This is a genomic window from Micrococcus sp. ACRRV, assembly GCF_022346985.1.
In the GTDB taxonomy this organism is placed as follows: domain Bacteria; phylum Actinomycetota; class Actinomycetes; order Actinomycetales; family Micrococcaceae; genus Micrococcus; species Micrococcus porci.
Map to the genome: position 1 here is coordinate 18160 of NZ_JAKRNH010000021.1, position 11843 is coordinate 30002.

At 74.5% G+C, this 11843-nt stretch carries 12 protein-coding genes; all 12 read left to right on the forward strand.

What is annotated here, in order from left to right; all coding sequences use genetic code 11:
• Positions 1–163 precede the first annotated feature (163 nt).
• The 12 genes from MHY29_RS03890 (at position 164) to MHY29_RS03945 (ending at position 11831) form a co-directional block, all read left to right on the forward strand.
• Positions 164–517, forward strand: coding sequence for a hypothetical protein (locus tag MHY29_RS03890; RefSeq protein ID WP_239238303.1), 354 nt, complete (start codon positions 164–166; stop codon positions 515–517).
• Complete coding sequence (alaS, locus tag MHY29_RS03895) at positions 514–3225, forward strand: alanine--tRNA ligase (protein WP_239238305.1); 2712 nt, start codon at positions 514–516, stop codon at positions 3223–3225. Before MHY29_RS03890 ends, alaS begins: the two co-directional genes overlap by 4 nt.
• Positions 3222–3719, forward strand: a complete 498-nt coding sequence (gene ruvX, locus MHY29_RS03900; protein WP_224354783.1) for a Holliday junction resolvase RuvX — start codon at positions 3222–3224, stop codon at positions 3717–3719. Before alaS ends, ruvX begins: the two co-directional genes overlap by 4 nt.
• A complete protein-coding gene (gene mltG, locus MHY29_RS03905) occupies positions 3716–4966 on the forward strand; it encodes an endolytic transglycosylase MltG (protein WP_239238307.1) in 1251 nt (416 codons plus the stop codon). Before ruvX ends, mltG begins: the two co-directional genes overlap by 4 nt.
• Complete coding sequence (locus tag MHY29_RS03910) at positions 4966–5886, forward strand: shikimate dehydrogenase (RefSeq protein ID WP_255718524.1); 921 nt, start codon at positions 4966–4968, stop codon at positions 5884–5886. Before mltG ends, MHY29_RS03910 begins: the two co-directional genes overlap by 1 nt.
• A gap of 58 nt (positions 5887–5944) precedes the next feature.
• Positions 5945–7180 carry a chorismate synthase gene (gene aroC / locus MHY29_RS03915; protein ID WP_239238311.1) on the forward strand — a complete coding sequence of 412 codons (1236 nt, stop codon included), beginning with the start codon at positions 5945–5947 and terminating at the stop codon, positions 7178–7180.
• Positions 7177–7803, forward strand: a complete 627-nt coding sequence (locus tag MHY29_RS03920) for a shikimate kinase (protein WP_224354790.1) — start codon at positions 7177–7179, stop codon at positions 7801–7803. The genes aroC and MHY29_RS03920 overlap by 4 nt, the downstream gene beginning before the upstream one ends.
• The gene (gene aroB, locus MHY29_RS03925) at positions 7800–8957 is read left to right on the forward strand and encodes a 3-dehydroquinate synthase (protein WP_239238313.1); all 1158 of its coding nucleotides are present in this window, start codon (positions 7800–7802) and stop codon (positions 8955–8957) included. The genes MHY29_RS03920 and aroB overlap by 4 nt, the downstream gene beginning before the upstream one ends.
• An 84-nt stretch (positions 8958–9041) precedes the next feature.
• Positions 9042–9605 carry an elongation factor P gene (gene efp / locus MHY29_RS03930; protein WP_224354794.1) on the forward strand — a complete coding sequence of 188 codons (564 nt, stop codon included), beginning with the start codon at positions 9042–9044 and terminating at the stop codon, positions 9603–9605.
• Positions 9598–10047 (forward strand): transcription antitermination factor NusB, encoded by a 450-nt coding sequence (nusB, locus tag MHY29_RS03935; protein WP_224354796.1) that lies wholly within the window; start codon positions 9598–9600, stop codon positions 10045–10047. The genes efp and nusB overlap by 8 nt, the downstream gene beginning before the upstream one ends.
• A 167-nt stretch (positions 10048–10214) precedes the next feature.
• The gene (gene pyrR / locus MHY29_RS03940) at positions 10215–10829 is read left to right on the forward strand and encodes a bifunctional pyr operon transcriptional regulator/uracil phosphoribosyltransferase PyrR (protein WP_224354798.1); all 615 of its coding nucleotides are present in this window, start codon (positions 10215–10217) and stop codon (positions 10827–10829) included.
• A gap of 3 nt (positions 10830–10832) precedes the next feature.
• On the forward strand, positions 10833–11831 hold the full coding sequence (locus MHY29_RS03945) for an aspartate carbamoyltransferase catalytic subunit (RefSeq protein ID WP_224354800.1): 999 nt from the start codon (positions 10833–10835) through the stop codon (positions 11829–11831).
• Positions 11832–11843 lie beyond the last annotated feature (12 nt).

Sequence of the window (11843 nt, forward strand, 5' to 3'; positions counted from 1 at the left end):
CCGCGCGCGTCCCGGAGGCCCGGTCACCCGTCGAGGGGGCCGGGCCTCCGGCGTGTGACGACGGAGGGCCTCGGGCTCGGCGGCACGCTCGCCGCAGCCGGGGCGGCGCTCGCCGGACGGTAAGGTGGGGCGGGTATCCGCCCGTCGTGAAGGAGGCACCGCCATGTCCCGGATCACCTCGCTGCTGCTGGTCGGCGCCGGCACCGCCGCGGGCTGGATCGCGCACCGCGCGGTCGAGTCCGGCCGCCGCGCCGTGGACCAGGAGGCGGGCCGCCGCCTGCAGGAGACCCTGGACCCCACCCGTCTGGGCCGCTCCGCCGGCCAGGCCGTCGGCGACGCCGCCGCCGAAGCGCTCGCCCAGAGCGCGCAGGCGTTCACGGAGCGCCTGCGCGCCGACGCCCCGCCGTGGGTGAGCCAGCTGATCGGCCCGCCGCGGGACACGATCGAGGGCGAGACCCTCGACACCCCCGACACGACCGCCACCCCCTCCTCCGCCCGGAAGGATCCGCACGCATGAAGTCCCACGAGATCGCCCGCCGCTGGACGGCCTACTTCGAGAAGCAGGGCCATCTGGTCGTGCCCTCGGCCTCCCTGGTCTCGCCGGACCCGTCGCTGCTGTTCACCGTGGCCGGCATGGTGCCGTTCATCCCGTACTTCCTGGGCGAGCAGACCCCGCCGTCGCCGCGCGCCACCAGCGTGCAGAAGTGCATCCGCACCGCGGACATCGAGGAGGTCGGCAAGACCGTCCGCCACGGCACCTTCTTCCAGATGTGCGGGAACTTCTCCTTCGGCGACTACTTCAAGGAGAAGGCCATCCCCATGGCCTGGGAACTGCTGACCACGTCCGTGGAGGACGGCGGCTACGGCTTGGACCCGGAGCGCCTCTGGGTCACCGTGTACGAGGAGGACGACGAGGCCGCGCGCATCTGGCGCGAGGACGTCGGCGTGCGCCCGGAGCGCATCCAGCGCATGGGCAAGGCGGACAACTACTGGAACACCGGCCAGCCCGGCCCCGGCGGCCCCTGCTCGGAGATCTTCTACGACCGGGGCCCCGAGTACGGCGTCGAGGGCGGCCCGGAGGCGGACGACACCCGCTACATCGAGATCTGGAACCTCGTGTTCATGCAGTACCGCCTCTCCCAGGTGCGCTCGAAGTACGACTTCGACGTCGCCGGCGAGCTCGAGCACAAGAACATCGACACGGGCCTCGGCCTGGAGCGCCTGGCCATGATCCTCCAGGGCGTGGAGAACATGTACGAGACGGACCAGGTCCGCCCCGTGCTCGACCGCGCCGCAGAGCTGGCCGGCAAGTCCTACACCTCCACTGAGGACCCGGCCGACCCGCACTACGAGGACGACGTGCGCCTGCGCATGGTGGCCGACCATGTGCGCTCGGCCCTGATGCTGATCAGCGACGGCGTGCGTCCCGGCAACGAGGGCCGCGGCTATGTGCTGCGCCGCCTGATCCGCCGCGTCGTCCGCGCCCTGCGCCTCATGGGCGTCACCGAGCCCGTGTTCCCCGAGCTGCTGCCGGTCTCCCGGGACGCGATGAAGGGCACCTACCCGGTCGTCGCGGACGAGTTCGAGCGCATCTCCCGGATCGCCTACGCCGAGGAGAAGGCGTTCCTGCGCACCATCGCCGCGGGCACCGCGCGCCTCGACGCCGCGGTGGGCCAGGCACGCTCGGCGGGCGGCGGCATCGCGGGCCCGGACGCGTTCGAGCTGCACGACACCTACGGCTTCCCGATCGAGCTGACGCTGGAGATCGCGGAGGAGGCCGGCGTCGCCGTGGACGAGGCCGGGTTCCACGCCCTCATGGCCGAGCAGCGCGACCGCGCCCGTGCGGACGCCAAGGCCAAGAAGTCCGGCCACACGGACACCGCCGTGTACCAGCGCCTGCGCGCCGAGGGCCAGACCCACTTCACCGGCTACACCGAGCACACCACCGAGTCCGTGGTGCGCGGCCTGCTGCAGAACGGCGAGGAGGTCGCGTCCGCGGGCGCCGGGACGGAGCTCGAGCTCGTCCTGGACGCCACGCCGTTCTACGCGGAGTCCGGCGGCCAGGCCGCGGACACCGGCGTCATCACCGGCGACGGCTTCTCCCTCGAGGTCCTCGACGTCCAGGCGCCCGTGAAGGGCCTGTCCGTGCACCGCGTGAAGGTGCTCGACGGCGAGGTGCCCGTGGGCGCCGAGGCCGTGGGCCGCATCGACCTGCAGCGTCGCCTGGACGGCGAGAAGGCCCACTCCGGCACCCACCTGGTGCACGCCGCCCTCCACCAGATCCTCGGCCCGGAGGCCACGCAGTCCGGCTCCTTCAACAAGGAGGGCTACCTGCGCTTCGACTTCCGCTGGGCGGAGGCTGTCTCCGCGATGGCGCGCTCCGAGATCGAGGACGTCGTCAACATCGCGATCCGCGACGACCACCAGGTCCTGACCCAGGAGATGTCCCTGGACGAGGCCCGCGCGATGGGCGCCATGAGCCTGTTCGGCGAGAAGTACGGCGACCGTGTGCGCGTCGTGGAGATCAACGGGGCGTGGTCCCGCGAGCTGTGCGGCGGCACCCACGTGGGCCGAACCGCCCAGATCGGCTCCCTGACGCTGCTCGGCGAGCAGTCCGTCGGCTCGGGCAACCGCCGCGTGGAGGCCCTCGTCGGCCTGGACTCGTTCCGCCATCTGGCCGCCGAGCGCACCCTGGTCTCCGACCTCTCGGAGATGTTCAAGGCGCCGGCCGACCAGCTCAAGGACCGCATCACCGCCACCATGGACCGGCTCAAGGCGGCCGAGAAGCAGGTGGCCGACCTCCAGGCCAAGGCCCTTCAGGCCCAGGCCGGCACCCTCGCCGCGCAGGCCCAGGACGTCACGACGACGTCCGGCGCGTCCGTCAAGGTGCTCGCCCACCACGCGGGCGAGGTCGCCGGCGACCAGCTGCGCTCCCTCGTGCTGGGCCTGCGCTCGCGCATCGAGTCCGCCGGAGGCAACGCGGCGGGCACGCCGGTGCTCGTCGCCCTGACGGGCGAGGCCAAGGGGCGGCCGCTGGTCGTCGTCGCGACCAACGAGGCCGCCCGCGGCGCCGGGCTCAAGGCCGGGGCCATGGTCAAGCTCGCCACGGCCGCCCTCGGCGGCGGGGGCGGCGGCAAGGACGACGTCGCACAGGGCGGCGGGCAGGACGTCACCGCGGTCGCCGCGGCGCTCGACGCCGTGCTCGACGCCGTGCGGGACGCGTGAGCGCGCAGGCCGCCGTGCGGGGGCGGGTCCTGGGGGTCGACGTGGGCAGGGCCCGCGTCGGCCTGGCCGCGTCCGACCCCGACGGCCTGATCGCCACGCCCGTGGAGACGCTGCGGCGTGACGCGCGGCAGCGGCGGGACCACGCCGAGCTGCTCGACCGCGCGCGCGAGCTGGACGCGGTGGCCGTCTACGTGGGGCTGCCGCGCAACCTGCGCGGGGAGCACACCCCGTCGACGCAGGACGCGGTGGAGTACGCGGCGGCGATCGAGGCGCTGGTGGCCGAGGCCGGCACGCCGATCCCGGTGCGGCTCGTGGACGAGCGGCTGAGCACCGTCAGCGCGCAGGCGGCGCTCCACCGCGCCGGCCGCACGGTGAAGGACAGCCGCGGCGTGATCGACCAGGCCGCCGCCGTCGAGCTCCTCCAGGACGCCCTCGAGGTCCAGCGCCGCCGCGGCGCCTGGGCCGGGATCACCGTCGCGGAGGCCCGCGCATGAGCGCGCCCCCGCCGCCCCCCTGGCGCGAGGACGAGACCGACGACGACCTCGACGTCTTCGGGTTCGTGGACCACGGCGAGGACGAGCCCGAGCCCGAGCCCGAACGAGTCGAGCGGCAGCCGGCTCCGCCGCGCCCCGTGGGGCGCGCGCGGCGCCCGAGGGTCCGGACCGGGGGCTCGCACCGGCTGCGCGCGATCGGCCGGAACCTGGCGGTCGAACGTCCGCGGGGGGCCGTGGTCCTCGCCGTGGCGGCGCTGGCCGTGGTGCTGGTCGCCGCCCTCCTGGTGGTTCTGTTCTCCCGCCCGGCCGATCGCCAGGCCGCGTCCGGCGACCGGGTCACCTTCACGGTCGAGCCGGGGGAGGACCTCGCATCCGTGGCCGCCCGCCTGGACGAGCGCGGCATCGTGGCCTCCGACCGGGCCGTGCTCGACGCGGCCGAGGACTCGGGGCAGACCTCGATCGGCGCGGGCGAGTACGTCCTGCGGGAGCAGATGCCCGCGGCGGACGCCCTGGCCGTGCTGCAGGGCCGTGCGGAGGGCGCCTCCCACTACGTGGTCGTCGGCCGAGGCCGGTGGCTGAGCGAGGTGCTGGACGGGCTCGCCCAGTCCACCGGGCTGCCGCGCGCCGACTTCGAGGCGGCGGCCGAGGATCCGACGCGCTACGGCGTGCCGGAGCAGGCCCCCTCCCTCGAGGGGTGGCTGGATCCGGGGGAGTACTACCCGCCGGTCGGCGCCGACGCCGAGCAGGTCCTCGCCGAGCTCGTGAAGCCCCGACTCGCCCACCTGCGCGCCCAGGGCGTCACGGACCCGGCGGAGCAGCAGCGGATCGTCACGATCGCCTCCATCCTCGAGGCGGAGGCGCTGCCGAAGGACTATCCGCGCGTGGCCGGCGTCATCGACAACCGGCTCAACGACCCTGACGCCGAGACCCGCGGTCTGCTCCAGGTCGACTCCACCGTGAACTACGGCCTGGGCCGGCGCAACCTCCAGTTCAGCGCCGCGCAGCGCGCGGACGAGTCGAACACGTACAACACCTACCAGCACACCGGACTCCCCCCGGGACCGATCGGCATGCCCTCGGACGCCGCGATCGAGGGGGCCGTCCACCCGGAGCCGTCGGAGGACCTGTACTGGGTCACCACGGACATCGCCACCGGCCACACGGAGTTCTCCCGGACCTACGAGGAGCACAGCGTGCATCAGGAGGAGTTCCGCCGGTACTGCGCGCAGAACCCGGGGGTGTGCTGATGGCCGGTGCGACGTTCAGGGCGGCCGTCCTGGGCCGTCCGATCGCCCATTCGCTCTCTCCCGTGCTGCATTCGGCCGCCTACCGGGCGCTGGGCCTGGACGTGGACTACGGCCGCGCGGACCTCGGGGAGGAGGAGGTCGGCCCGTGGCTGGCGGCCCGGCTGGGCGCCCCGGGCTCCGCGGCGAGGCCCGCCGGGCCCTCGGGCGGCGACTGGCTGGGCGTGTCCGTCACCATGCCTCTCAAGCCCGCCGTCGTCCCTCTGGCGGACGAGCTCTCCGCGCGCGTGCGGGAGCTCGGCGTGGCCAACACCCTGGTGAGGGACCACCCCGACCATCCGGGCAGCCTCCTGGCGCACAACACGGACGTGGACGGGATCGTCCGGGCCCTGGCGGAGCGGGGCCTCGACGCGGGGGCCGGCGGCGGGGCCGTGGGGATCCTCGGCAACGGCGGGACGGCCACGGCCGCGGTGGCGGCCGCGTCCCTGCTGCGCGCCGAGACGGTGGTGCTCGGGGTGCGCGACGCCGGCCGGGCCCGGGACGTCGTCGCCCTCGCCGACCGCCTGGGCCTCGGGGTGCGCGTGGAGGCGCAGGACGCACTGGTGCGGCAGGCCGCGGACCTGCGCGCCGTGGTGGCCACGCTGCCGCCGCGCGCCGCCGACCCGCTCGCCGACAAGGTCCCCGCCGGTGTGCTGCCCCCGCTGCTCGACGCGGCCTACGACCCGTGGCCGTCGGCGATCGCCCGCGCCTGGTCGGCCGCCGGGGGAGGGGTGGCCTCCGGGCTGTCGATGCTCCTCCACCAGGGGGTCGAACAGGTGCGCCTGTTCACCGAGCGCCCGCGCCGGGCCGCGGGCGGGGTGGAGCCGGACTGGGCGGAGGTCACCGCCGCCGCGTCCCGGGCGCTAGGGCTGCCCGGCCGCTGACCGCCGGCGCGGGTCACATGCCGGCTCCGCCGGCGCCGCCCGTGAGAGACTGCACGCCATGGTGCGCTGGTTGACAGCGGGCGAGTCTCACGGCCCCGCGCTCACAGGAATCGTCGAAGGACTGCCGGCCGGGATCCCGGTCACGACGCAGGAGATCCAGGACGCGCTCGCGCGCCGTCGCCTGGGCTACGGGCGAGGCGCCCGGATGAAGTTCGAGCAGGACGCGGTGACGGTGCTCGGCGGCATCCGCCACGGGCTCACCCTCGGCTCGCCCGTGGCCATCCAGGTGGGCAACACCGAGTGGCCCAAGTGGGAGCAGGTCATGGCCGCGGATCCCGTGCCCGAAGAGGAGCTGGCGGGCCTGGCCCGCAACGCGAGGCTCACCCGCCCGCGGCCCGGCCACGCCGACCTCACCGGCATGCAGAAGTACGGCTTCGACGAGGCCCGCCCGCTGCTCGAGCGCGCGTCCGCCCGGGAGACCGCCGCACGCGTGGCCCTCGGCACGGTCGCCCGCGCGTTCCTCGCGGAGCTGGGCGTGCGGATCGTCTCTCACACCGTCGCCTTCGGCGAGGCCGCCCTGCCCGAGCCCCACGCGTTCCCCGTGCCGGAGGACCAGGACCGGCTCGACGCCGACCCGGTGCGCTGCATCGACCCGGAGACCTCCGCCGCGATGGTCGCCGAGGTGGACGCGGCCCACAAGGAGGGCGAGACCCTCGGCGGCGTCGTCGAGGTCCTGGCCTACGGCGTGCCGATCGGCCTGGGCTCCCACGTGCACTGGGACCGCCGGCTCGACGCGCGCCTGGCCGGCGCGCTCATGGGCATCCAGGCCATCAAGGGCTTCCAGGTGGGCGACGGCTTCGCCACGGCGTCCCGGCGCGGGTCCGCCGCCCACGACGGCATCGCCCGCGGCGCGGACGGGCGCCCCCGCCGCACGAGCGACCGCGCCGGCGGCATCGAGGCCGGCATGTCCACGGGCGAGCTGCTGCGCGTCTCCGCCGCCATGAAGCCCATCGCCACCGTCCCGCGCGCCCTGCCCACCGTGGACGTGGCCACCGGGGCGGAGACCACCGCCCACCACCAGCGCTCCGACGTCGCGGCCGTGCCCGCCGCCGGCATCGTGGCCGAGGCCATGGTGGCGCTCGTCCTGGCGGACGCCGTCCTGGAGAAGTTCGGCGGCGACTCCGTGGCGGAGACCCGCCGGAACATGGAGGCCTTCACGGCCGCGCTGCCCGCGCTGCCGGACGCGCCCGCCGAGCAGCCCGCCGCCGACCACATGGGCGACCCGCTGCAGTGAGCGCGCAGCCGGCCCCCACGGACGGGGTCCCCTCCTGGGAGGCGATGGTCCGGGGGCTCGACGGCCGCCTGGCCGAGACGAGCCGGGACCCCGGTCCCGTCGTCGTCCTCGTGGGGCCGATGGGCGCGGGCAAGACCACCGTCGGCCGGGCCCTCGCCGAGGCCACGGGGCGGGTCTTCGTGGACTCCGACGCCCTGTTCGAGGACGCCTTCGGCTCGATCCCCGCCTACTTCACCTCCCGGGGGGAGCCGGAGTTCCGGCGCCAGGAGGAGCGTGTCATCGCCCACGTGCTGGCCCACCCGGCCCCCTGCGTCCTCGCCTGCGGCGGGGGAGCCGTGCTCTCCGCGGCCACCCGCGCCCGCCTCGCGGATCCACGCGCGGTCGTCGTCAGCCTGCAGGTGGCGGAGCCGGAGGCGCTGCGCCGGCTCGGCGGCGGGGCCGGTCGCCCGGTGCTCGCGGGAGACCCCGCGGGACGGTGGAAGGCCGTCCTCGCCGAGCGCGCCCCGCTCTATGCCGAGGTCGCCGACCTCACCCTGGACGGCACCGGCCACCGGCCCGGCGACATCGCCTCGCGTATCGTGGAGGCGATCCCCACCCTGCCGAGGAGGCACACCCGCCCATGACGGAGCACCAGCCGGACCAGTCCGACCCCATCGCGGAGCATTCCGCCGCCGCACCCGAGCAGGACGTCACCGTGATCCCCGTCGCGGGGGGCCCGGAGAACCGGGCCGGCGGCGGGTACGACGTCGTCGTCGGACGCGGACTGCTGGGGCGCCTCCCGGCCGTGCTCGGCCCCCAGGTGCGCCGCGTCCTGGTGATCCACCCCCGCGCGCTGCGCGCCACCGGCGACGTCGTCAAGAACGACCTCGAGGCCGCCGGCCTGGTCTCCCTGACCGCGGAGATCCCGGACGCCGAGGAGGGCAAGCACCTCCAGGTCGCCGGCTTCTGCTGGCAGGTCCTCGGCCAGAACGACTTCACGCGCTCGGACGCGATCGTCTCCGTGGGCGGCGGCGCCGTCTCCGACCTCGCGGGCTTCGTGGCCGCCACCTGGCTGCGCGGCATCCGCGTGGTGCACATGCCCACGACGCTGCTCGGCATGGTCGACGCCGCCGTGGGCGGCAAGACCGGCATCAACACCGCCGAGGGAAAGAACCTCGTGGGCGCCTTCCACCCGCCGGCCGGCGTGCTCGCCGACCTGGACACGCTGCTGACCCTGCCCTCCAACGAGCTGGTCTCCGGCCTCGCCGAGGTCGTCAAGTGCGGCTTCATCGCCGACCCGCGCATCCTCGAGCTGATCGAGGAGGCGCCGGAGCAGGCGCAGAACCCCCACTCGGCCGTGCTGCGCGAGCTCATCGAGCGCGCCGTCCGGGTGAAGGCGGAAGTCGTCTCCGGCGACCTGCGCGAGGCCGGCCCCCGCGAGGCGCTCAACTACGGGCACACCCTCGGCCACGCGATCGAGCACGCCGAGCGCTACCAGTGGCGGCACGGCGCGGCCGTGTCCGTGGGCCTCGTGTTCGCCGCCGAGCTGGCGCGCTCCCTGGGCCGGCTCGACGACGCCACCGCGGACCGCCACTGGTCCGTCCTGCAGTCCCTCGGGCTCCCCGTCTCCTACCGGGGCGACCGCTGGCAGACGCTGCTCGAGGGCATCAAGCGGGACAAGAAGAACCGCGGCGACCAGCTGCGCTTCGTCCTCCTCGACGGCCTCGCCCGCCCGACGACGGTGGACATCCCGGACGGGTCCCTGCTGTTCGCGGCCTACCAGGAGATCGCCGAGTGAGCCGCGCCGGTAGAATGGCCGGCGCACACTGAACAGACGCATGCAGCGGGCCGGCGCGGCCCGCACGAGATCGGGAGAAGACGAGTGGCCACGACCAACGACATCAAGAACGGCTCCGTGCTCAACCTGGAGGGCCAGCTCTGGAACGTCATCGAGTTCCAGCACGTGAAGCCGGGCAAGGGCGGCGCCTTCGTGCGCACCAAGATGCGCAACATCACCTCCGGCAAGGTCGTGGACAAGACCTTCAACGCCGGCACCAAGGTCGAGTTCGCCACCGTGGACCGCTCGGACTACCAGTACCTGTACCAGGACGGCGAGGACTACGTCTTCATGGACGTCAAGGACTACGACCAGATCACGGTGCCCGCCGCCGTCGTGGGCGACGCCGCCAAGTACATGTTGGAGAACACCCAGGTGGTCATCGCCATGAACGAGGGCACGCCGCTGTACCTCGAGATGCCCGCCTCCGTGGTGTTGGAGATCACCTACACCGAGCCGGGCCTGCAGGGCGACCGCTCCTCCGCCGGCACCAAGCCCGCCACCGTGGAGACCGGCGCCGAGATCCAGGTACCGCTGTTCGTGGAGCAGGGCACCCGCGTCAAGGTGAACACCACCAACGGCGAGTACCTGGGCCGCGTCAATGACTGACACCCCCTCCGCCTCCGACGCCAAGCGGGGGACCACGGCGCGCAGCCGCTCCCGGCAGCGCGCCGTGGAGATCCTCTTCGAGGCGGAGCAGCGGGGCACGGACGTCCTGCAGGGCATCCGGACCCGCCGTGAGAGCACCGACCTGCAGGTCAACGCGTACACCCAGCGGCTCGTCGAGGGCGTCGTCGCGGACCAGGAGCGGGTCGACGAGGCCCTGACCTCGTACTCGCGCGGCTGGTCCCTGGACCGCATGCCGGCCGTGGACCGCGCCATCCTCCGGGTGGGCGCGTGGGAGCTGCTGTTCGAGGACGAGGTCCCGGACGCCGTCGCCGTGTCCGAGGCGGTGGCCCTGGCCGCCGCCCTGTCCACGGACGAGTCGCCGGAGTTCGTGAACGGGCTCCTGGGCCGGCTCCAGCAGGTCAAGCCGACCCTGCTCGCCTGAGCCGCACCCGCCACGCCAGGCCGCACCGGGGCCCCGTCATCCACGACGGGGCCCCGGTCCGCGCTGATAGAGTCGAGGCGTGCCGCCGCCCGTCCGGCCGGACCGGCGACGCACGCAGACCGCATCCTTTAACGACCGTCCTGTGAGGCGGGGAAGGAGGCGCCGGCATGGGAGGGATCCCCGCCGCACCTCGTGCTGCACGCACCGTGCTGACCGCACCCGAGATCGACCGGGCGCTGACGCGCATCGCCCACGAGATCCTCGAGTCCAACAAGGGTCCCGAGGGGCTCGTCCTGATGGGCATCCCGCGCCGGGGGGTGCCGCTCGCCCGCCGCCTCGCGGCCGTCCTCCACCGCATCGACCCGGCCTTCGACCCGGTCTCCGCCGTGGGCGAGGTGGACGTCACCCTCTACCGGGACGACCTCCGCCGCGGCACCGCCCGCACCCCCGCGCCCACCCGGCTGCCCGATCACCCGCTGGACGGCGCCGTCGTCGTGCTGGTGGACGACGTCCTGTTCTCCGGGCGCACCATCCGCGCCGCCCTGGACGCCCTCGCGGACCTGGGCCGCCCGGCCGCCGTGCGCCTGGCCGTGCTCGTGGACCGCGGGCACCGCGAGCTGCCGATCCGCGCCGACTTCGTGGGCAAGAACCTTCCGACCTCCACCGCCGAGCGTGTGCAGGTCCGCCTCACCGAGGTCGACGGGCCGGACGGCTCGGGCGAGGTCCCGGAGGACGCGGTGCGCATCGTCGACGCCCCCGCGGAGACCCCGAGGGAGGCCTGAGCCGTGCGCCACCTGCTCGACACCGCGGACCTGACCCGCGCCGAGGCCCTCGCCGTGCTGGACACCGCCGAGGAGATGGCGGCCGTCAACGCGCGCGAGGTGAAGAAGCTGCCCTCCCTGCGCGGCCGCACGGTGGTGAACCTCTTCCTCGAGGACTCCACCCGCACCCGCATCTCCTTCGAGGCCGCGGCCAAGCGCCTCTCCGCGGACGTCATCAGCTTCTCCGCCAAGGGCTCCTCCGTGTCCAAGGGCGAGTCCCTGAAGGACACCGTGCAGACCCTCGAGGCCATCGGCGCGGACGCGATCGTCATGCGCCACTGGTCCTCCGGCGCGGCGGCCCAGCTGGCGGCCTCCGGCTGGGTGGACTCCGCCGTGGTGAACGCCGGCGACGGCACCCACGCCCACCCCACCCAGGCCCTGCTGGACGCCTTCACGCTGCGCCACCACCTGGCCGCCCACGACGGCGTCGCCCCCACGGGCACCGACCTCACCGGCATGCACGTCGTGATCGTGGGCGACATCCTGCACTCCCGCGTCGCCCGCTCCAACGTGTGGCTGCTGACGCTGCTGGGCGCCCGCGTGACGCTGGCCGCCCCGCCCACGCTGCTGCCCGTGGGCGTGGCCTCCTGGCCGGCCCGGGTGACCTACTCCCTGGACGAGGCCCTCGCCGACGCCCCCGACGCCGTCATGATGCTCCGCGTGCAGGCCGAGCGCATGGGCGGGGCCTACTTCCCGTCCGCGGGGGAGTACACCCGCCTCTGGGGGCTGAACCCGGCGCGGTTCGAGCGCCTGACCCGCCAGTCCGGATCCCGCCTGGACACGCCGCTGGTCATGCACCCCGGCCCCATGAACCGCGGCCTGGAGATCTGCGACGCCGCCGCGGACTCCCCGCAGAACACCGTCCTGGAGCAGGTGGCCAACGGCGTGTCCGTGCGCATGGCCGTGCTGCACCTCGTGCTGAACCAGGATCCCGCCCTCGCCCCCCAGGAGGCCCGCCCGTGAGCACCACCGTCC